The sequence below is a fragment of the Aquabacterium sp. genome (genome assembly GCF_014378415.1).
Lineage (GTDB): Bacteria > Pseudomonadota > Gammaproteobacteria > Burkholderiales > Burkholderiaceae_C > Aquabacterium.
This window is the reverse complement of record NZ_JACMNS010000133.1, coordinates 1-21499: the sequence shown is the minus strand read 5'-3', so window position 1 is coordinate 21499 and position 21499 is coordinate 1. Positions and strand designations below refer to the sequence as shown.

The following is a 21499-nucleotide window of genomic DNA, read 5'->3' as shown; positions in this document are numbered from 1 at the left end:
CGGCGGATCTCGTTGATGAGCAAGGAGGAGATCTCATCCACCGACAAGCCGGCCGCCTGGGTGTCGATCACGCCCACGCGACCGCTTTCAATCAGCTCGGCCATCAGGCCGCCACGCGACCGGTTGGGCCGCTGCTCGAACGCAGCGATGACCCCGGTCTCGCCCTGGCGGGCGCCTTCGGCCAGGAAGGCCATCGCCAGGATGCTCTTGCCGGAGCCGGAAGGCCCAGCCACCAACAAGGAGTGGCCTGTGGGCAAGCCCCCACCCATCATCTCGTCCAGTGCGGGCACCCCGGTTTGCAAACGGGGGCTGCCTTCCGCCACCGGCACAGGCTTATGCGCATCAACCTGGTGCGGTGGCGCAAAAACATGGATGCCCTCCATGCAGATGCGGAAGGTGTTCAGCCCCGGTTGAGTGGGCGAGCCACGCATCTTCATGATCTCCATCTTGCGAACCACCGAGTTGCGCTGCACGCTTTGGCGCAACCAGATCAGGCCATCGGCCACGGTGAAGATGGGGTTGGGGTCGTTGTCGGTGAAGTACTCACCGATCAGGAAGGTCGTGGCCTGCCAGCTGGTCATCAGCACGCCCAGGTTCTGGATGAAATGCTGCAGGCTGATGAAGGATTGCCCCTGGCTTTCACCGGCCAGCACCACCGAGCGGAAGGAGTCGATGAAGACCAAGCCCGGTTGGCGCAACTCGACTTCTTCCACGATGCGGCTCAGGACCTTGTCCAGGTCGCCGGTGGCGGTGTCGTCGGCCAGGCTGACGAAACGGATGGCGCGGTTGAGCTTGTCGAGGTCAAAAAAGTCAAACTGCTGCTGGTAGCGCAGCATCTTCAAAGGCGGCTCGCCCAGCACCGTGAAATACAGCGCGGGCCGCTCTGGGGTGGCCATGGCGAACATCATCTGGTGCGCCAGCGTGGTTTTGCCAGAGCCGGGCGTGCCAGCGATCACATTGAACGAATATTCAGGCAAACCACCACCCAGCACCTCGTCCAATCCTTGCACGCCAGTGCGCAGGCGAGTGATGGTTGCTTTACCGGGAGTGTTCATAGCGAGATGTCCTGTGCGGGGCGGCCGCTTGAAGTTGTTTCGCAGACGGATCTGAGCAGCCGATCGGTGAGGGATCGGCCGATGAGCTTGGTCAGCAAGTCATGAAAATTTCCCAACAAAGCCACGCTCGCAGCGGCGGCAGTCGGATTTTCTTGTTGGGACAGTACCGCGTGCAGCACCGAGAACTCGGCCACTTGCACGACAGCGTCTTGCACGGTAGCCAAGCACGGGAAATCGACCCCGGTGAGTTGCAGGCTGCGCTTGTAAAGCGCGGCAAAACCGCGTTGCCCGACGATGGGCGCCAAAGCCAAATCAATGGCGGACCAGATCGTCACGGCAACGCTGGCGGCTTGCGCTGCATGGTCACCATTGGTGGCCAATTGCGCAAGTATTGCTTTCGTGCTTGGCGCCTCGTCTGGCATGTCTGGTCCGGTAACGATCCGCCCACGCGGAATAGTTGATGGTACGCCCCGTTCAGACACTTTTAAAGCCAGGGGCTGCCGAGGGTGGGGGGGCAGCGTCGGTCACAGGGCTTTGATCACTGCGTTCACGCATGTCGAACCCCCTGGTGGGTGTCAAAAAAAGCCAGCACGGTGGCCGCAAAGGTCGCCACGTCAATGGGTTTGGCAATGTAGCCATCGCAGCCCGCCTCGCGCATCTTGGCTTGGTCGCCATTCATGGCGTAGGCCGTGAAGGCCACCACGACGATGCCTTGCGTTTGGGGAGCCGCCTTCAATCGGCGAGTTAACTCCAGGCCATCCATGCCGGGCATCTGGATGTCCATCAAGATCAGATCAGGTTCAAACGCGGTGACCTGGTCTACCGCCTGATTGGCATCGGCGGCGCAGGCCACCGCGATTTTCCCGGCGTGCAGAACGGCGCGCGCCAGCTCCAGGTTCAGCGCGTTGTCGTCCACGATCAATACACGAGGCGATTTCATGCGGCGCCTCCTGATTGACTCTGCTGCACCCGGTCGAGTACCACGTGGAACACGCTGCCCAGGCCCAAGGTGCTGCGCACGCCCACGCTGCCGCCCTGCGCCTCCACCAGCCTGCGTGTCAAGGCCAACCCCAAGCCGGTGCCCTGGTGAAGTTTGTTGTAGCCGGCATCCAGTTGCTGAAAATCCACGAACAAGCGGGGCAAATCGTCCGGGGCGATGCCAATGCCATCGTCCTCAACCTCCAGCCTGAACCGATCGGGCCCTTCCGCACGGGCGCTGACGGTCACGTGGCCGCCCGAAGGCGTGAACTTGATGGCATTGGACAGGTAGTTGTAGAGCACTTGCTTGAGCCGAGCGAGGTCAAGCACCAGGCCCGACAAGGCCGCGTCAATCTTGACCTCGAACTGGATGGATTTGCGCTGCATGGACGGGTGCAACACGTCGCCCAACTCGGACACCAGTTGCTTGAGGTCAACGGGCTCGGGGAAGAACTCGAACTTGCCGGATTCAACCTTCGACATGTCCAGCACATCGTTGATGAGGTGCAACAAGTGGCGGGCGCTGCTGCCAATGTGGCCCAGGTATTCGCCGTGCTTGGGCGAGCCCGCCGGCACCAGGCCCATTGCCAACAAGTCGCTGAAGCCGATGATGGCGTTCAAGGGGGTGCGCAGTTCATGCGACATGTTGGAGATGAACTGGCTTTTCAGCCTGCTGGCTTCCAGCATCTGCCGATTCTCAAGCTCCAGCCTTTCAAGCTTGCGGTGCGAAGCTTCGGCCTGCATGACGGCGGTCACGTCGGTGATGATGCCCAGCAAACGCGCCGGATGCCCCTCGTGCCGAATGACCCCACCACGGATGCTGATGCAGTGGATGCTGGCATCGGGCCAAACCACGCGGCACTCCGCCTGCCAATCGGTCAGCTGCCGGGTGGCCTGGGCCAGGCCTTGCGCCACCTTCTCGCGATCGTCCGGGTGCACGCGTTTCAAGAAGGTATCGACGCTCCATTCTGGTTGCCGCTCATGGTGCCCAAAGCACATGTCGTGTCGCAGCGAATGAAGCATGGTGCCGCTGCTCAGGTCCATTTCCCATTCACCAATGCTGGCTGAATCAATGGCCAGCCTCAGCAGGGCATCGCGCTGGCTGGCGCGTTCAAGCTCCCCAAGTTCGCTCACTGCCGTTTCGGCCACAGTTTCGGCGCGCAACACGGCCATCACCAGGTTCTCATTGGCTTCCAGCATGCGCGCGCCATGGGCTTCGCCAAACTCCTCGTTCACCTGGGCCATGTCTTGCCGAAGGTGCCACAGTTCCGCGCGCATGTGGTCAGCCTGACGATGCAACTGCGCCAACAGGCTGAGCGCGCCGGCCACGGCGGTGTCCGCCCTAGGGGTGATCATGGCAAGGAGCGGGACGAAAGAAAAGTGACGTGGTCATGGTGGCCCCTGATTGAATGATCGACACGAGGTCGCATCGCACAACACTAGGCAGGGCCTTCGCCAGCGTCTGTGCGCCAGCGCACAGACGCTGGCTACGTGGCCACTGCTGCGGGCAACAGCCGGTCGTACTCGGTCTTGACGACGGCATAGCATTCGCAGGTGCGGTGCTCCAGGCCTGGCCGGTCGAGCACGGTGATTCGCCCCCGTTGGTAGCGGATCAAGCCCGCCTTTTGCAGCCGGCCCGCAGCTTCGGTCACGCCCTCGCGCCGCACGCCCAGCATGTTGGCAATCAGCTCTTGCGTCATGAAGATCTCGTCGGCGGGCAGGCGGTCCAGGCTCAGCAGCAACCAGCGGCACAACTGTTGGTCGAGGGCGTGATGACGGTTGCACACCGCCGTTTGCGACATCTGGGTGATCAGCGCCTGGGTGTAACGCAGCAGCAGGTGCAACACCGGCCCCGCCCGATTGAACTCTTGCAGCATCGCGCTCGCCTTGAGCCTGAAGGCCTGGCCTGCGCTTTGCACCACGGCCCGACTTGGCGTTGATTCGCCCCCCATGAACAGCGAGATGCCGACAATGCCCTCCAGGCCCACCATGGCGATCTCGGCCGAGCCCCCGTCTTCCATCACGTACAGCAAGGAGACGATGGAATCAGTGGGGAAATAAACGTGTGTCAGGCGGTTGCCAGGCTCATAGAGCACCTTGCCCAACGGCATGTCCACCTGCTCCAACAGAGGGAGCCAGCGAACCCACTCCGCCTGGGGCAATGCTGCCAGCAAGCGGTTTTGTCGTGGGTCGGCTGCCAGGGTCATGCGGTCCTCCAGGAGTTGTCGGGCTGAGGGTTTGCACAAGCGTTGAATCCTGTCCAAACGAGTGTAGGGGGCGCACAGCGCGATCCCCCTGCCCTGTGCCACCCACGACACTGTGTACGCCAGCGCACAGACAGTCAAGCACCTTGTGCAAAGGCTCGCGGCAGTTCGCGTTCGCCCACGATGGGGCCACGTCCTGATTTCCAGGCAAAGCACCTAGCATGCGCGGAGGTGACCGCGTTCAAAGGCCGTTATCCAAAGACCCGACACCCGCCCTTGGCGTGAGCATGGGTTATGAATAAATTGACACCCCTGGTCGCATCGGCCTTGCTGATGAGCGGCGCCGGCGCCTTGGCCACCGACTTGCCCACCGGCGGACACATCACCATCGGGACAGGCAGCGTGGCCACCGATGGCACCACCATGACCATCACCCAGACCACCGCCACGATGGCGGCCGACTGGCAGAGCTTTTCAATTAGCCAGGGACACACGGTGCATTTCATCCAGCCCTCGGCCAGTGCCGTGGCCCTGAACCGGGTGCTGGGCGCTGACGTGTCGGTGATCCAGGGTGCGCTGAACGCCAACGGCCAGATCTTCCTCATCAACCCGAACGGCGTGCTGTTCACGCCCACGGCACAGGTGAATGTGGGTGGCCTGGTGGCCTCCACTTTGAACCTGAGCACCGCCGATTTCATGGCGGGCCGCTATCAGTTTGCCGGCACCAGCAGCAATGCCATCGTCAACCAGGGGCGCATTAGCACGGCCAACGGCGGCACCATCGCACTGATCGCGGCGCGGATCACCAACACCGGCAGCCTGGTGGCACGACAGGGGCAAGTGCTGATGGCCGCCGGCAGCCGGGTCACGCTGGACTTGGGTGGGCCGGTGAAGATTCAGGTTTCGCAGGGGGCCCTGGATGCCCTCATCACCCAGGGTGGGGCCATCAAGGCCGATGGCGGATTGGTGTACCTCACCGCCAAAGCTGCTGGCGACCTGGCCGCCACCGTGATCAACCACACCGGCGTGACCGAGGCGCAAACTCTGGCCAGCGGCGAGGCGGGCCAGATCTACCTGATGGGCGGCATGGCCACCGACCGCATCTTGGTCGGCGGCACGCTGGATGCCAGCGCACCCCAGGGTGGGCATGGCGGTTTAGTGGAAACCAGCGCAGCCCAAGTCAACTTGGCCGCCGGCCTTCAGGTCACCACCTTGGCCAGCAACGGCCGCACCGGCACCTGGCTGATTGATCCGCAGGACTTCAGCATCGCGGCCAGTGGCGGGGACATCACCGGGGCGCAACTGACTGCCTTCCTGGCCAGCAACAACATCACCATTGAAAGCAGCACTGGCGGCACCGCCGGCAACGGTGACATCCACGTGAACGACGCGGTGAGCTGGTCGGCCAACGAGTTGACCATGACCGCCGCCCGCGACATCAACCTGAACGCGGTGTTGACCGTCAGCGGCACGTCCAGCCTGGTCATGAACACGGGCACCAGCAATGGCAGCGATGTGGGCGACAGCAATGGCGCGGTGAAGGTGGGCTTCGCGCCGGGCGAGGCCAATGGCTTTGCAGGCCGGGTGGATTTCGCAGGCCGCTCCGGCACGGGGTTCCTCACCATCAATGGCAACGCCTACACCGTCATCAGCACCGCCACCGCCCTGCAAAGCATGCAGGGCGACCTGGGCGGCTTCTACGCGCTGGGCAGCGACATCGATGCCAGCGCCACCGCCGGCTGGAACGGGGGACTGGGTTTCACGCCCGTGGGCGACGCCTCGACCGCCTTCATCGGGCAGTTGGACGGCCTGGGCCACACCATTGATCAACTCACCATCAACAACCCCTCATCCAACAACCAGGGTCTGATCGGCAAGGCGGTCGGTGCGCAGGTTCGCAATGTGGGCCTGACCAACGCGCAGGTGACCGGCAACGACCAGGTGGGCGCGCTGATGGGCGAGACCGTGGTGGGCCTGCTGCACAACAGCTACGCCACGGGTGGCCAGGTGAGCGGGCATGACCAGGTCGGTGGCCTGGCGGGCGCCAACAACACCACGCGCGTGAACGACAGCCATTCTTCCAACACCGTGAACGGCAACAGCATGGTGGGCGGCTTGATGGGGTGGACGAATGGCGGCGTCAATTCGTACCGCAACCATGCCTTGGGCGATGTGATCGGCACCGGCCAGTACGTGGGCGGCCTGATCGGCCACAACGACTTTGCCTACAGCCTATTGTCCAGCCACGCCTCGGGCAACGTCACGGGCGCGGAAGCGGTGGGCGGGCTGGTGGGCTACAACACCAATGGCGACATCCGCGACAGTTTCGCCGACGGCACGGTGACATCGACCGGCAACCAAGTCGGCGGCCTGGTGGGCCTGAACCGCGGCACCATCGATGCCAGCCACGCCACGGGTGCCGTGTCGGGCAACGCCAACCTGGGTGGCCTGGCCGGCATCAACGAGTACATCGTCAGCAACAGCTATGCCACCGGCACCGTGATCGGAAGCGGCATCCTGGTGGGCGGGTTGACCGGGCAGAACAACGGCCATCTCCTCAGCAGCTACGCCACCGGCGCGGTGTCCGGCGCCGGTTATGTGGGGGGCCTCACCGGTTACAGCAACAGCATCATCATCAACACCTACGCCACCGGTTCGGTGACCTCGACGGGCGACGAGGTTGGCGGGCTGGTGGGCCACCAGGGCGGCAATGTGTTCAACAGCTATTCAACCGGGGCGGTGAGCAGCCCCGGCGCCTCGGTAGGCGGACTGGCGGGCTTCAACGACGGCAATGTCATCGACAGCTTCTGGAACGTCACCACCTCCGGCCAGAGCACCAGCGCAGGCGGCGTTGGGCTGACCAGCACTGGGGTGATGCAGCAGGCCAACTTCAGCAGCGCCAACTGGGATTTCACAAGCACCTGGGTGATGTACGAAGGGCACACCACGCCGTTGCTGAGAACCTTCATGACGGCCTTGACCGTGAGTACGGCCGATGCCAGCAAGACCTACGATGGCACGGCCTACGGCGGCAGCCCTGGCTTGACCTATTCGGCTGCCCCCGACATGAGCAAGCTCTTGGGCACCGCCGTGTACGACGGCAACTACCAAGGCGCCACCCAGGCCGGCAGCTACACCATCGCCCCGGGTGGTCTGTACTCCAATCAACAGGGTTACATCATCAACTACGGCACTTCAGGCACCGTGACCATCGACCCGCGCCCCATCACCGTGACGGTGGATGACCTGCTCAAAACCCGGGGCGACGCCGATCCGCCCTTCACTTACCAACTCACCTCCGGCACCTTGGTTGGCAGCGACGCGCTCAGCGGCAGCTTGAACCGCGCCACTGGCGAAGCCGTGGGCGACTACGCCATCAGCGCCGTCAACCTGAGCAACGACAACTACCTGATCACGGCCCGCGACGGCACGCTGACCATCCTGCAGCGCCTGTTCACGCAGACGCCCGAGCAGCAAGCGGCCGTCACCAACGTGCAGGCCGCAGCATCGCTCGTCACCACGCCCGCCACCCCAACCGCCGCCATCCCCATGAACGTCATCAGCCCGGGCACGCCCAGCCTGCCTAACCTGGCGGTCATTGCCGGGGGCATCAAATTGCCACCCCAGGCCGATGCCGCCAATGGCGGCAGCATCAACAAGGAGCGCCAACCATGAAGCGCGTACCCACGCTCCTGTCCGCCCTGTGGGCCTTGGCCCTACCGGCCCTGGCCCAGCAACCCCCCGACGCCGGGCAAACGCTGCAGCAACTTCAACCCACCGCACCCGCCCCAAAGCCTGCGCGCGCGAACGACAATCAGGCTCCCACAGCGCCCCCCACGCTGCCGGGCGGCATGCAGATCCGGTTGCAGACCGTTCGCTTCTCAGGCAACACCGTGTTCTCTGACGCCACGTTGCAAGCGGTGGTGGGCGATGTGACGGGCAAGCCCTTCGACATGACCCAGCTGCGGGCCTTGGTCGAGGCGGTCAATCTCCACTACCGACACCACGGCCACCCCTTCGCGCGGGCGTTCCTGCCGCCCCAAGCCCTGGCCGATGGGACGCTGCGCATCGACGTGGTGGAGGGCCGCTACGGTGAAGTCCGCGCCATGGGCGATGACGCCAGGCTGACGGCCCTGGCGCAAGCCTTCCTGGCCCCGATTCACGCCGGTGACTTGATCGAAAGCGCACCGCTGGAGCGCGCCACCTTGATCCTGAATGACCTGCCGGGCATCGCGGCCAGCCCCACCCTGCGCCCGGGTCAAATGCTGGGCACCGGCGACCTGGACGTGGCCATTCAACGCAGCAAGCCCTACAGCGTCGAGCTGGGCCTGGACAACCATGGCAACCGCTACACGGGCCAGACCCGCGCGCGCTTGAACCTGGACCTGAACAGCCCTTTCCGCCTGGGCGATCAGGCCACCTTGCGCAGCCTGGTCACGGCGCAAGGCCTGTGGTTCGGCCAACTGGGCTACAGCTTGCCGCTGAGGGCCAACGGCCTGCGCGGGCAGGTGGGCTACGCACACACCACCTATGAGCTGGGACAGGAGTTTGCGGCCCTGCGCGCCCATGGCACGGCCGATGTCGGCAGCATCGGATTGAGTTACCCCTGGCTGCGATCACAGCGCGCCAACCTGACGGTGAGCGGCACCTACCAGCACAAGACCCTGACCGACCAGCAAGATGCCGCGAGCACCCGCAGCGACAAGTCCAGCCAGACCTTGCCCCTGGCCCTGGACTTCGACCTGCGCGACGACATCGGTGGCGGCGGCATCACCTACGGTGCACTGAGCTGGACCCCTGGCCAGCTGCGCCTGGATGGGCCCCAGCGGGCAACCGATGCCAGCACGGCCCGCCAGCAAGGCCGCTTTGACAAAACCAACCTTGCCCTGGCCCGCCTTCAGGCCTTGCCCAAGCAACTGAGCCTGTTCGCGCGCGTGTCCACCCAATGGACCACCCACAACCTGGATTCTTCCGAAGGCTTCGGCCTGGGCGGCCCCGGTGGCGTGCGCGCCTACCCCGTGGGCGAAGGCTACGGCGACCGCGGCTGGGTGGGCCAGCTTGAGCTGCGCTACACGGCCGGGGCCTGGGGGCCTTACGTGTTCCACGATGCCGGCTCGGTGACCAAGAACGCGCGCCCCTGGGCACCCGGGAACAATGCGCGGCACATCGCCGGCCACGGTGTGGGCCTGCGCTTTCAGCAAGACCAGTGGCGCATTGATGCTTCAGTGGCCTGGCGCAGCCGGGGCGGCAATGCCGAATCGGACACCGCGCAACACAACCCCACGGGTTGGCTCACGGCGAGTTACAGGTTCTGACCAAGCTGGCGCAGCCGCGATCGCAAGTGCTCGATTTCATCCAGCAGGTCGAGCACGAGTGCCGTGCCTTCTACGCCCAGCTGCAGGTCATGGCTGATCCGCAATGCCGTGCGAGCCCGCCGCAAAGATGCGCCGCTGAACAGCCAGTCGTGGGGCCCGCTGCCGCCGGGCTCTAACACGCCCTCGTCGACCAGCACGATCAGTTGGGCATGGTCGGCACCGCTGGCGCGGCTCAGGTCTTCCAGCGTGAAGCGGATTTCTTCTTCAACGATGACGCCGGTGACAACGGTGAGGTGGCTGCTGCTGTTCATCATCGTCAAGCCTCCAGCGCGCTGCGCGGGTTGAAGTTGGGAAAGGTGCGTGCCAGTGCTTCGTAGGCCTGCGTGGATGCCGGGGTGTCCGCTGGCGGCACCGTGATGCCCAACACCGCGTACAGGTTGCCGGGCGGATCACCGGGCAGACCCCGGCCCTTGAGCCGCAACTTGCGCCCCGATGACGAACCCGCAGGCACGGTCAATTGCACCGAGCCAGCGGGCGTGGGCACGGTCACGGCCGCGCCCAAAGCGGCCTCCCAGGGGGTGATCGGCAGGTTTAGGTAGAGGTCTCGGCCATCGACCCGGTAGTGCGCGTGGGGCCTGAAGGCCACTTCCAGATACAGGTCGCCTGCCGGCCCACCCAGATCGCCCGCTTGCCCCTGCCCGGCCAGGCGCAGGTGCTGGCCCTCACGCACGCCCTTGGGGATGTTGACCTCCAGCTGTCGGTTTTGCAGCGTGTAATGGCCTTGCGCATCTGCCACGGGCATGCGCAGTGAGATGGTGCGGCGCGCGCCTTGGAAGGCATCTTCCAGGTCGATGATGATTTTGGCGTGGTGGTCTTCGCCGGTGGCACGCCGCCTGCCCTGAGCACGCGCCCCACGGGCTTGCCGCCCAAACATGGATTCAAAGAAATCACTGTGGCTGATGTCCTCGTCGGGCTCGCGTTGGGGGCGCAGGCGGGCCTCATCGTAGGCCGCGCGCCGCTGGGGGTCGCTCAAGGCTTCATAGGCTTCGGCCAGGTCTTTGAAACGCGCTTCGGCATCGGTCTCCTTGCTGACATCCGGGTGGTACTTGCGCGCCAGCTTGCGGTAGGCGCGCTTGATCTCATCCTGGGTGGTGGTGCTTTGCAGGCCGAGCGTGGCGTAGTAATCCTTGAACTCCATGGGTGGTTCCAGCCTTGCCTGTTAAACGCCCACGGTAGCGCCAAGTGGGTAACCTCACTTGATCATGGTCAAAAACAGCGCTGTGTGTGCTGGCGCACAGTGCGCACTTCAGCAGATGATGATCATGATCATGATCATGATCAACACTTTGGCTCAGATGACAGACACCACACCACCTGCCCCTCGGGATCGTCGGTTTGCCAGCGCGGCTTGGCAAGCCTGGCCTTTTGCCGTGATGAGCCAAAACTTTTTGTGGGCCGAGCAATGGTGGCGCGATGCCACCCAAGGCATGCCCGGCATCTCGGACCACCAACGCGCGCAGATCAGCTTTGCCGCGCAACAGATGGTGGACCTGGCCTCGCCGGCCAACTTCATCTGGAGCAACCCCGAGGTGCTGGCACGCACCGCCTTGACCGGTGGGGCCAACCTGTGGCAAGGCGCGCGCAACTGGCTGGATGACGAGAAGCGCTTGCAGACCCAGGCGCCACCACCGGGCGCTGGCGAGTTTGAAGTGGGCAAATCAGTGGCGGTCACGCCCGGCCAAGTGATCTACCGCAACCGCTTGATCGAGTTGATTCAGTACGAGCCCACGGGCGGCATGGTGCGGCCCGAGCCGATTCTGATCGTGCCCGCCTGGATCATGAAGTACTACATCCTTGATCTGTCGCCCGGCAACTCTTTGATCAAGTACCTGGTGGATCAGGGCCACACGGTGTTCGCGATCTCGTGGCTGAACCCCACGGCGGATGAGCGCGATCTGGGCATGGCCGACTACCAACGCCTGGGGGTGATGGACGCGCTGAACGCCGTCAACAGCGTGGTGCCCGGGCAGAAGGTGCACGCTTTGGGCTACTGCCTGGGCGGCACCTTGCTGGCCATCGCCGCGGCCACAATGGGCCGCGATGGGGATGCCCGGCTGGCCAGCTTGTCACTGCTGGCAGCACAAACGGATTTCACCGAACCGGGCGAACTGTCGCTGTTCATCGATGAGCCCCAAATCAAGGCGCTTGAGGCGATGATGGCCAGCAAGGGCTACCTGGACAGCCAGCAGATGGCCAGCGCCTTTGTGTTGATCAATGCCAAAGACTTGCTCTGGTCGCGGATGCTGAAAGACTACCTGCTGGGCGAGCGCGCGCCACTGAGCGACATGATGGCCTGGAACGCCGACGGCACCCGGCTGCCTTGTCGCATGCACAGCCAGTACCTGCGGCGCCTATTTTTGCACAACGAGTTGGCCAACGGCCACTACCCGGTCGATGGGCACGCGGTCAATCTGCGCGATGTTCAGTGCCCGGTGTTCTGCCTGGGCACGGTCCGCGACCAGGTAGCCCCCTGGCGCTCGGTGTACAAACTCCACCGATTGACCGTCGCCGACATCACCTTCGTGCTGACATCAGGCGGCCACAACGTGGGCATCGTCAATCCGCCCGGCGTGCCAGGGCGCAGTTACCAGATGCTCACACGGGCGCGTGGTGACTTGTGCCTGGCCCCTGATGACTGGCTGGAAGCCGCGTCCCACCATGACGGCTCCTGGTGGCCTGCCTGGTTGGCGTGGTTGCAAGCGCGGTCGGGAGAGATGATCATGGCCCCTTCGATGGGCGCCCCGGCCCAAGGCCTGCCGCCGATCTGCCCGGCCCCTGGCACCTACGTATTGCAAAGGTAAAGCGCCATGGACTTCAACCTCGCGGGCAAGAAAGGCCTGGTCATCGGCATCGCCAACGAGCACAGCATCGCCCATGGCTGTGCCAAGGCGATGCGCGCACTGGGGGCCGAGCTGGCCGTCACCTTCCTCAACGAGCGTGCTGAAGCCTTTGTGCGCCCGCTGGCCGAACAGCTCGGCAGCCCCCTGATCCTGCCTTGCGATGTTGAAAAGCCCGGTGAGCTTGAGGCCGTGTTCGACGCCGTGCGGGCCACTTGGGGCCACCTGGACTTTGCGTTGCACGCCGTGGCCAGCGCCCCCAAGGACGACCTGCATGGACGCGTCATCGATTGCTCAGCCGCTGGCTTTGCGCGCGCCATGGATGTGTCGTGCCACTCGTTCATCCGCATGGCCAAGCTCAGCGAACCACTGATGCGCCAGGGCGGCACCTTGCTGACCATCAGCTACTACGGTGGCCAGAAAGTGGTCGAGCACTACAACCTGATGGGCCCGGTCAAGGCGGCACTGGAGGCCGTGGTGCGCTCGCTGGCCACCGAGCTGGGCCCACAGGGCATCCGTGTTCACGCCTTGTCGCCCGGGCCGATCCTGACCCGCGCCGCCTCAGGCATTGAGCACTTTGATGACTTGCTGGCGCAGACTGCGCGCACATCGCCGATGCAACGCACCGTGACCATTGACGAAGTGGGCGCCATCGCCGCCGGCCTGGTCAGCGACTGGGCCACGGGCATGACGGGCAATGTGGTGTTTGTGGACGGTGGGTGCCATGTGCTGGGGTGACTAAACCGCCTGGCGGCCGGCGCCTACCGGCTGATGCGTGAAGCGGTAGGCGCTCAGCCCCGAAAACGCCGTGCGCCAACGGTAGCTCAGCGTGAACCCGGGCCAGTTGGTGCTGTTGTGCCCATTGGCATCGACGTACCAACTGCGGCAACCATGCCAGACGGTGTTCTTCAAACTGGCCTGGATGCCCTGGTTGTAGTTCTTGAAAACCCGCTCGTCCACCTCGATGGCATGGGCCCCGGCTTGCCGCATGGCCCGCAAGCAGCGCATGACGTGGCCGATCTGGCTTTCGATCATGTAAACGATGGAGTTGTGGCCCAGGTTAGTGTTGGGCCCGTACAGCATGAAGAAGTTGGGAAAGCCCGGCACCGTCATGCCCAGGTAGGCACTGGCGCCACCTTGCCAGGCCGCGTTCAGGTCCAGCCCCTGGCACCCCGTGATGCGCATGGGCGATAGGAACTCGGTGGCGGCGAAGCCTGTGCCATGGATGATGACGTCCGCCAGGTGAACCTGGCCGTCATCGGTCTCGATGCCCTGCTCAACCACGCGGCGGATGCCTTGCGTCTGCAAGCTCACATTGGCCCGGCTGATCGCGGACAGGTACTCACTGGACAGCAAGATGCGCTTGCAGCCGATCGGGTAATCGGGCATGAGCTTGTGGCGCAAGGCGGGGTCGGCCACCTGCGCTTTCAGCAGCCTTTGGAAGGGCCAGCCCACCGCAAAGCGCATCAGGCCCTTGAACCGCGTGAACGCCAAGGCCTGGGACTCGTACTTCACATAGATGCACAAGCGCTGCCAGCGCGCCGCACCAGGCACGTGCTTGAAAGCAGCTTTTTCCAGCGCGCTGTATGCACGGTCGGGCCGAGGCTTGAGGTAGTTGGGGGAGCGTTGAAAAACGTGGAACTGCGCCACCTGGGATGCGATGGCCGGCACGAACTGCACGGCCGACGCGCCCGCGCCCACCACGGCCACCCGCTGGCCGGTGAGATTGACCGCATGGTCCCAGGTGGCCGAGTGAAAGCTGGCGCCTGAAGCTTTCAAGGCCGGGCAGCTTGGGCAAAGCGGGGCGGCTCAACTGGCCCGTGCCGCTGATCAGCACCGATGCCGTGTGCGCCTGGCCATCGGCCAAGGTGACGTGCCAAACGGATAGGGCATCGTCAAAAGCTGCTTGCGCCAACTCGGCCCCGAATCGAATGTGTTGGCGCAGGTCGTACTTGCTGGCGCAATGCTGCAGATACGCCAGGATCTCGCCTTGCGCGGCAAACACGCGCGACCACGCCGGGTTGGGCTCGAATGAAAACGAGTACAGGTGGGAGGGCACATCGCACGCCGCACCGGGGTAGCTGTTGTCGCGCCAGACGCCGCCCACGTCGTACGCTTTCTCCAAGATGATGAAATCGTCGATGCCGGCCTTGCGCAGCGCGATGGCCATGCCCAAGCCCGCGAAGCCGGTGCCGATGATGATGGCGCTCAAGGCCCCAGCGCTGGCGGCCTGATCGTTGGCGGGTGCCAGCATGCAGTTGTCTCCTTGCGGCCGTCAGCAGGCCTGTTCACGTGGCGCCAATGTAAGGCACCTGCACCGATCACTTGGGCAAGATGTTGGGCACCAGGGGCCGCTCCAGCCGCGTGACCCACCACTTCAAGGCTTCGCCCATGCGCCCGGGCTTCCAGGCCAACCAGAAGGTCTCGTCCGGGCGAGGCTCTTCGCAGGGCAATTGCACCAGGGTGCCGCGCGCCAGGTCTGCCTGAACGCAGGCCAAGGGCAAAAAGCCATGCCCGATACCCGCCACCTGGTAGGCGATCTTGGCCGCCATGGATGGCACGGTGATGCGCTTTTGGCCCATCAGCAAACCCACGGTGCGCTCTGACAGCGAACGCGCGCTGTCACCCACCACGATGGCGGTGTGCAACAACAAGTCATCTCGCGTCACGGACCGCTTCAGCAAGGCCAGCGGGTGGGTCGGCGCCACGCAAAAACCAAAGGCCAGCGAGCCCACGCTGACCGCCTTGTAGCCGCCGCCCGCCGGGCCATCGCCGGCCGCCACGATCACATCGGCGCGGCCATCGCGAAGCGCCTACAGGTGCCCGTCAAGGTCTCGCAGGCGATGCGCAGGCGCGTGCCGCACTGCAGGTCTTCAAAGGCGCAGATGTCGTCAGCCAGGGCACTGGTGGGGATCAGCGAATCGTGCATCAGGCGCACTTCGGTCTCGAAGCCGGTGGATGTTTGCCGCATCCGGGACTCCAGGTCGGCGGCCGCGCTCAGCAACCAGCGCCCTTCCTTGAGCATCTCCTGGCCCGCCGGGGTCAGGCTCACGCGGGGGCCGTTGCGCACGAACAAGGCCAGGCCCAGGTGATCTTCCAGCTTGCCGACCGCGTAGGAGATGGTGGAGGGCACTTTGTGAAGGCGCTCGGCCGCAACCGCGAATGAGCCGTGGCGGGCGATGGCATCCACGACTTCGGTGGCTTCCATGGTGATTTTCAGCATCATCGAAATGATCGATCATGGAAGCGTGAATGTTTCAAGCTGGAGGCCGCCCACAACGCAGACACTTGATCCATGCCAACGTAACAACCCAGCAACGCAAGCCGTTCCACCGGGTGACCAAGGCACAAAAATTGATCATGAATTCTGTCGACAGACAAACTGACCAGGAGCCCACCATGCAAGAACTTCGCCCCTCCACCGCCCGAGGCATCGCCAACCACGGCTGGCTCAACTCCCACCACACCTTCTCGTTCGGCAGCTACCGCGATCCGCAGCACCAAGGTTTTTCCGACCGGTTGGTCATCAACGACGACCGTGTGCAGCCCGCGCAAGGCTTTGGCACCCACGGCCACAGCAACATGGAGATCTTCTCTTGCGTGCTGGAAGGCGCGCTGGAGCACAAGGACTCGATGGGCACCGGCTCGGTCATCCACCCCGGCGACGTGCAGTTGATGAGCGCGGGCACCGGCGTGCCCCACAGCGAGTTCAACCACTCGACCACCGAGCCGGTGCACTTCCTGCAGATCTGGATCGTGCCCAACGTCAAAGCCGTTGAGCCCAACTACCAGGAGAGGGGCTTCAGCACCGCCGACAAGCGTGGTCGCCTGCAGTTGATCATCTCGCCCGATGGCGCCGACGGCTCGCTGACCATCCGCCAGGATGCGCGCGTCTACGCCGGCCTGTTCGATGGCGCCGAGCAAGCCACGCTGGACCTGGGCCCTGATCGGTACGCCTATGTGCACGTGGCGCGCGGCAGCGTCGAGCTCAATGGCCAGCGCTTGAGCGAAGGCGACGGCGTGAAGCTGCGCCACGAGCACGTGCTGACTTTGTCCGGCGGCCAGCAGGCCGAGGTGCTGGTCTTCAACCTGCGCCCCCAAGAGCTACCGGCACTGTGAACCTGAAAAATCTTCAAGACGACAAGGGCGCCTGTCGGCACGATCTGCCGCAGCGCCACTGAACCATCCGCCCACGGGAACGCCAATTGCCCCTTCACAGCAAGCCGACGTCGTCGGCCATAACTCGAAGGATCCCCGCATGCATTCATCATCAAGCCTCAAAGCCATCCTGGCCATCACCGCTGCCAGTCTGAGCCTGTCGGCCATGGCCGTGGACAAGACCATCGACCCCACCAACAGCCAGACAGAAATGACCCCACAGCAGCAAGAAAAGCGCGACCTCAAGACCGAAAGCAAGGCCAACTACAAGGCCCGCAAAGACATTGCCGAAGTTAACAAGGACTTGGAAATCTCAGACTGCAAAACCTCAGGCCTCGACAGCAAAGATGCGCGTGACTGCAAACATAGCGCCAAGGTAGGTGCCAAGGCGGCCAAGCATGAAGCCAAGGAAGTTTACAAGGGCGACAAGGCCGACATCAAGGCCCACACCGAGTAAGCCGGCTGTAAATTTTGCGGTAACGTGGGCGGGCGTCGTGACACCACGCACCAGGCAGGCGCGCCACCCTGCGCTACCAACACAAGCGCCCACGCACGCAAACGCTGTCAGACGCCAGCCTTCGCCATGGCCAGCGTCAACTCCTGCCGCCCCTGGTCCGCACCACTGCCCGGCACCATGGCCCCATCCAAAGTCCCCAGCGCCGCCAGGTGCTGCGCCAACTGCTCAGGCACATCACCGCCCACGCCCAGGTACACGCCAGGCGTCATGGCAATGTGCGCCGCCGCGAAGGCGCCCGCCCCCGCGCCCAGAATGGTGCGGTTCGGCGCGCTTTCATGCGCCAACACCAACATCGCCGGCACCACCGCCTCAGGCTTCAGCAAGTCAAGCATCGCTTGAGGAAACAAGCCTTCCGTCATGGCCGTGGCCGCCGTTGGGGCCAGGCAATTCACGCGGATGTCGTTCTTGGCGCCTTCGATGGACAAGGTCTGCATCAAGCCCACCAGGGCCATCTTGGCCGCCCCGTAGTTGGCCTGCCCAAAGTTGCCATACAGGCCCGACGACGAGGTGGTCATCACGATGCGCCCGTACTTTTGCGCGGTCATCAGTGGCCAGACCGCCTTGGTGCAATGAACCGCGCCCATCAGGTGAACCTCAAGCACCAGCCTGAAGTCATCCACCTCCAGCTTGGCAAAAGACTTGTCACGCAAGATGCCCGCGTTGTTGATCAACACATCCACGCGGCCCCAGGCATCCTGCACCTGCTGAACCATGGCCTGCACCGCCACGAAATCAGTGACCGAGCAACCGTTGGCCATGGCCTCGCCGCCAGCGGCCTGGATCTCTTCGACCACCTTCTGTGCCGCCGCAGAATGACCCGCGCTGTCGCCCAGGTCGTTGACCAGCACCCTGGCCCCGCGCGCGGCCAGGGCCAACGCGTGCTGACGGCCCAAGCCGCCGCCCGCGCCCGTCACGATGGCCACTCGGCCGTTGAAGCTCATCTTGTCCATCAGTTGCTCGCTTTCATGATTGAAAAGTTGCGGGGCACTCGTTCATTTTTTGGACCGGCTTTGACGCACCGGTTTGGCATCTGTCAGCGTGAACTTCTGGTTCACCTGATCCAGCCAAAGCAAGGAATCAATCTGCGACATGAACTGCTGCAGATAGTGGGGCGACAGGTCGCGCATCAAGCGCAGTGAATGCAGCACCAGCATGTGCGCGTTGAGCGGGCCGGCGTTTTCAGGGCCACGCCCAAAGGCCTCGCTCACCTGCTTTTCAGCGGCAATGCGAGACCAGGTTTCCCGGAAGCGGCGGGCGCTCTTGATGTCAGACCCGCCATCGTCATGCCCCTCAGAGCCAGGTCCGCCCACGCTCTTCGTGCGGTGCTGGATGTACTGGTTCAGCTGGGTCAACGGTGCGCTTGACGACACCGGCTTTGCGCGCTCATCGCGGGCCACCCTGGGCACTTGCGCAAAGCGCTCGCCATAGTTCACCAGGGCGCTGTCCAGCTTGCCTTGCAGGATGCGCCGCACCTCACCAGAGGCCTGGTCCACGCGCCTTGACAGCACCTCCAGGTAATGAAAGCGCACCGGGTCAAAGCGCCCGGCGCCATCGCGGCGCAAGGCCTCCAGCGACAGCACAGGCGCCTCGCTCATGGCGCGACTGCAGCCTTCACGTTGGCCGACTTGGGCACGGGCGCCATCTCCACGCGTCGGTTCAAGGCGCGGCCCTTTTCGTCCGCGTTCGAGGCCACTGGCTGTTCAGGCCCGAACGCCGCCGCGAACACGTGTGACGACGGCATGCCCTCGTCCATCAAAGCGCGGGTGACGGTCAGGGCGCGCTGGGCCGACAGCTCCAGGTTGTCCTCGAAGCGCTTGCCAGCGCCCTCGCGCAGGGCCTTGTCATCGGTGAAGCCGCTCACCATCAGCATCTCGTCACGCTCCCCCAAGTAGACCAGCAAGGGCTGCACCAGCCCCTTCAACAACTGCCGCCCCTCGGGCCGCAACTGGTCGGAGTTGACCGGGAACAACACGCTGCCACTGATGCCGATGCGCCCGTTGTTCAAGGTGACGCGGCCCGTGGCCAGGGGGATGGCCAAAGCCTTTTCCAAAGCGATGCGGCGCTTCTCTTCCACCTGGCGCTTTTGCACTTCCGATTGCAGGTTGGCCACCAGGTCCATCTGCACCACCAGCACGCCCACCAGGATCAGCACGAAGGCGCCCAGCAAGCCCGCCATGAGGTCGCCAAACACGGCCCAGACCGGGGCGGTGTCTTCGATGCCGTTGCCCTGCTCGTCAAGCTCGGACATCGGCGGCCTCACGGTGCAGTCGGCGAAGGTCTTCCACGATGCCTTGTTGCGACGCGATGCTCAGATCGATGACCTCGCGCGCTTGCGCCACGTAGTAGGCCAGTTGCTCATCGCTGCGCGCGGTGGATTGTTTGATCGAGCCTTCGATGCGCGCCAGGCTGTCCAGCAGCTTGTCGTTGCTGGCGCTGAACAGCTGCACGCCATGGCCGAAGGATTCTCCCAGGCTGGACAACTCGACCGCGCTGCCGGTGAGGTGCGCGGCCACATCGGCCGACTGGCCCGCTTGCGCCTGCAGCGCTTGCGCGAACTGGCTGCTCGCCTGGCTCAGCACTTGGTTGGCCGAGCTCACCAAGGATTCAATGGCCACACGCTGTTCGCCCGATGCCTGGTTCAAGCCCTGCAACAAGGTGGTGATCTTCTCGACCAGGCCATTGCGTTCTTGTAGTGCCAGGTTGCCCTGCTCGGTGAGCTGCACCATCTCGTGTCGCAGCTGCGCAATCACCTGGGCCGCCGCTTGAGGCACGTCCGAGGCCGTCTGCATCAGGCGCGTCATGGGGGCCTCCAGCGTCGTGCCCAGGGTGGCCAGGTGGCTGGCCATCGCGGCCTGCAGTTCACCCAAGCGCGCCACGGCGGCATCGCCACGCGAAGCTTCGTCGTCTCGCAGGGCGCCCAACTCCGTGCGCCACACGCTGGCCAATTGGTCCATGCGCTCGCGGTGGTGTTGCAGCCATTGCGCCTCAGACTCGATGCGCGAACGGATCAGCTCTTCAGATTGGTTGAGCAAACGCGCCACATCGTCCAGGGTCTGGCCGGCCTGCAGGCTGGTGCGCTCGGTGATCTCGCGGGCGGTCTTCTCCAGCGTCAGGCAGACCGCGTTCTGCTGGGCCAGCGTTTGCGCGCCCACTTGCTGCCACTCGCCCTGCAGTTTGGCGGCCATGGTTTCCAGGGCGCCCGTCCAGGCTTGCAGGCGCTGCCCATCCACCAATGCTTGCTCGGCTTGCGATTGGGACGCGGCCTCGTTGACCGTGGCCAGCAGTGCGCCCGAGCGCTGCTCGAAGGTTTGCGTAAAAGCGGTCAGCGAACGGTCCAGGCCATCGACCAAGCTTTCGCTGGTGCGTGCGTGGGTTTGCAACGCGGCAGCCCAGCCATCGGACACGCTGCGGGCCGTGGCGCTGAACTGGTCCGACAAGCCATTCAGTTGCGTTTGCGCCGCGTCCACCTGGCGCTGATGCGCGCGCGTCGACTCCAGCGCGATCTCCGACATGGCGGCCTCAACCACCGGCTTGAGGGTCTCGCCCGCCATCTTCGCGCTGCTCACCAGGCTGTCTTTCAGCGAGGCCCCCACCTCGCCCGCCAAGCCGGTGTAGGCGGCGCTCACGTCGCGGTGGAACTGCGCCTGTTGGCCCAGCAACTGCTCGCTCAACTGCTGGTTGCGGCGCTCCAGCGACTCCATCATGGCCTGCAACTTGTCGACCACCTCAGGCAAGGCGTGCGCCTGCACCTGCAGCGCCTTGAAGCTTTCATCGCGCTGATGGGCGCGTGAAAATGGCCGCAGCTCAGCGGCGATGCGCGCGTCCAGTTGCCGCGCCACCTCCAAGCGCTCGCGCCGGCTGATGGCCGAGATCAGGCCCAACATGCTTGACGCGGCCACCCCCGCCACCGAGGTGCCAAACGACAAGCCCAAGCCCTTGATGGGCGCGGCCAACGCCGAGCGGATGGCCTGCAGGTCGGTTGAGCCTTCGAGCGCGAACACGGCGCCCTTGAAGGTCACCACCATGCCCAGGAAGGTGCCCAGCATGCCCAGCATCACCAACAAGCCCACCAGGTAAGGCGTCAATGCGGGGCCGGGCAAGGCGACGCGCTCACCCTCGATGCGCAGTCGCACGGCGTTCTGCAAGGAGGGGTGCAAGTCGGCCAGCCAGGCCCGCAGGTCGGACAAGGGTTGCGGGATGCTGGCCAAGGCCGCAGCCAACGACGACGTGGCCACCCGGAACTGCTGGAGCTCAAACGCGCCCAGCAAATACACGCCAGCAATCAGCACCGTCATCAGCAGGGCCAGTGGGCTGGCGCCGATGAACCCCACGCCGACCCAGCCCACCACCATCAGGCCGATGGCAAAGGCGACTG

The 21499-nt window shown here is 64.4% G+C and carries 17 protein-coding genes and 2 pseudogenes; 6 read left to right on the top strand and 13 right to left on the bottom strand.

What is annotated here, in order from left to right; all coding sequences use genetic code 11:
- The 5 genes from H7225_RS12385 to H7225_RS12365 all read right to left on the bottom strand — a co-directional run.
- A partial coding sequence (locus tag H7225_RS12385; protein ID WP_290662229.1) for an ATPase domain-containing protein occupies window positions 1-1055 on the bottom strand: 1055 nt, incomplete at its 3' end.
- Complete coding sequence (locus tag H7225_RS12380) at window positions 1052-1537, bottom strand: hypothetical protein (RefSeq protein ID WP_290662227.1); 486 nt, start codon at window positions 1535-1537, stop codon at window positions 1052-1054. The genes H7225_RS12380 and H7225_RS12385, both read right to left, overlap by 4 nt.
- 65 nt (window positions 1538-1602) lie before the next feature.
- The gene (locus H7225_RS12375) at window positions 1603-1995 is read right to left on the bottom strand and encodes a response regulator (protein ID WP_290662225.1); all 393 of its coding nucleotides are present in this window, start codon (window positions 1993-1995) and stop codon (window positions 1603-1605) included.
- Window positions 1992-3389 (bottom strand): HAMP domain-containing sensor histidine kinase, encoded by a 1398-nt coding sequence (locus H7225_RS12370; protein ID WP_290662223.1) that lies wholly within the window; start codon window positions 3387-3389, stop codon window positions 1992-1994. Before H7225_RS12370 ends, H7225_RS12375 begins: the two co-directional genes overlap by 4 nt.
- Before the next feature lie 131 nt (window positions 3390-3520).
- A complete protein-coding gene (locus H7225_RS12365) occupies window positions 3521-4240 on the bottom strand; it encodes a Crp/Fnr family transcriptional regulator (RefSeq protein ID WP_290662221.1) in 720 nt (239 codons plus the stop codon).
- 291 nt (window positions 4241-4531) lie between these two features.
- Between H7225_RS12365 and H7225_RS12360 the strand changes: the two genes are divergently transcribed.
- Together H7225_RS12360 and H7225_RS12355 are read left to right on the top strand one after the other, a co-directional pair.
- Window positions 4532-7912 (top strand): GLUG motif-containing protein, encoded by a 3381-nt coding sequence (locus H7225_RS12360; RefSeq protein WP_290662219.1) that lies wholly within the window; start codon window positions 4532-4534, stop codon window positions 7910-7912.
- Entirely contained in the window at window positions 7909-9552 is a 1644-nt protein-coding gene (locus H7225_RS12355) for a ShlB/FhaC/HecB family hemolysin secretion/activation protein (protein ID WP_290662217.1), read from the top strand. The genes H7225_RS12360 and H7225_RS12355 overlap by 4 nt, the downstream gene beginning before the upstream one ends.
- On the opposite strand, the gene H7225_RS12350 is transcribed toward H7225_RS12355, so the two are convergent.
- Both H7225_RS12350 and H7225_RS12345 read right to left on the bottom strand, forming a co-directional pair.
- Entirely contained in the window at window positions 9540-9866 is a 327-nt protein-coding gene (locus H7225_RS12350) for a chaperone modulator CbpM (RefSeq protein ID WP_366481472.1), read from the bottom strand. The two genes, H7225_RS12355 and H7225_RS12350, sit on opposite strands and share 13 nt — an antisense overlap.
- Before the next feature lie 2 nt (window positions 9867-9868).
- Window positions 9869-10750 carry a DnaJ C-terminal domain-containing protein gene (locus H7225_RS12345; protein WP_290662215.1) on the bottom strand — a complete coding sequence of 294 codons (882 nt, stop codon included), beginning with the start codon at window positions 10748-10750 and terminating at the stop codon, window positions 9869-9871.
- A gap of 136 nt (window positions 10751-10886) precedes the next feature.
- Between H7225_RS12345 and H7225_RS12340 the strand changes: the two genes are divergently transcribed.
- Together H7225_RS12340 and fabI are read left to right on the top strand one after the other, a co-directional pair.
- Window positions 10887-12413 (top strand): alpha/beta fold hydrolase, encoded by a 1527-nt coding sequence (locus H7225_RS12340; RefSeq protein WP_290662214.1) that lies wholly within the window; start codon window positions 10887-10889, stop codon window positions 12411-12413.
- A gap of 6 nt (window positions 12414-12419) precedes the next feature.
- Window positions 12420-13187 (top strand): enoyl-ACP reductase FabI, encoded by a 768-nt coding sequence (fabI, locus tag H7225_RS12335; protein ID WP_290662212.1) that lies wholly within the window; start codon window positions 12420-12422, stop codon window positions 13185-13187.
- Window positions 13188-13211: 24 nt separating this feature from the next.
- Here the strand turns inward: fabI and H7225_RS12330 are convergent.
- Both H7225_RS12330 and H7225_RS12325 read right to left on the bottom strand, forming a co-directional pair.
- Window positions 13212-14703: pseudogene (locus tag H7225_RS12330) on the bottom strand (NAD(P)/FAD-dependent oxidoreductase); the annotation flags it as partial.
- Window positions 14704-14770: 67 nt separating this feature from the next.
- Window positions 14771-15672 (bottom strand): annotated as a pseudogene (locus tag H7225_RS12325) (LysR family transcriptional regulator).
- Window positions 15673-15848: 176 nt separating this feature from the next.
- On the opposite strand from H7225_RS12325, the gene H7225_RS12320 reads away from it, so the two are divergent.
- Complete coding sequence (locus tag H7225_RS12320) at window positions 15849-16568, top strand: pirin family protein (RefSeq protein WP_290662211.1); 720 nt, start codon at window positions 15849-15851, stop codon at window positions 16566-16568.
- 139 nt (window positions 16569-16707) lie between these two features.
- Window positions 16708-17064 carry a hypothetical protein gene (locus H7225_RS12315; protein WP_290662209.1) on the top strand — a complete coding sequence of 119 codons (357 nt, stop codon included), beginning with the start codon at window positions 16708-16710 and terminating at the stop codon, window positions 17062-17064.
- Between the two features lie 107 nt (window positions 17065-17171).
- On the opposite strand, the gene H7225_RS12310 is transcribed toward H7225_RS12315, so the two are convergent.
- From H7225_RS12310 to H7225_RS12295, 4 genes are all read right to left on the bottom strand, one after another.
- A complete protein-coding gene (locus H7225_RS12310; RefSeq protein WP_290662207.1) occupies window positions 17172-18074 on the bottom strand; it encodes an SDR family NAD(P)-dependent oxidoreductase in 903 nt (300 codons plus the stop codon).
- Window positions 18075-18116: 42 nt separating this feature from the next.
- The gene (locus H7225_RS12305; protein WP_290662205.1) at window positions 18117-18719 is read right to left on the bottom strand and encodes a DUF2894 domain-containing protein; all 603 of its coding nucleotides are present in this window, start codon (window positions 18717-18719) and stop codon (window positions 18117-18119) included.
- A complete protein-coding gene (locus H7225_RS12300) occupies window positions 18716-19372 on the bottom strand; it encodes an OmpA family protein (protein WP_290662203.1) in 657 nt (218 codons plus the stop codon). Before H7225_RS12300 ends, H7225_RS12305 begins: the two co-directional genes overlap by 4 nt.
- A partial coding sequence (locus H7225_RS12295; RefSeq protein WP_366481468.1) for a DUF802 domain-containing protein occupies window positions 19359-21499 on the bottom strand: 2141 nt, incomplete at its 5' end. The genes H7225_RS12300 and H7225_RS12295, both read right to left, overlap by 14 nt.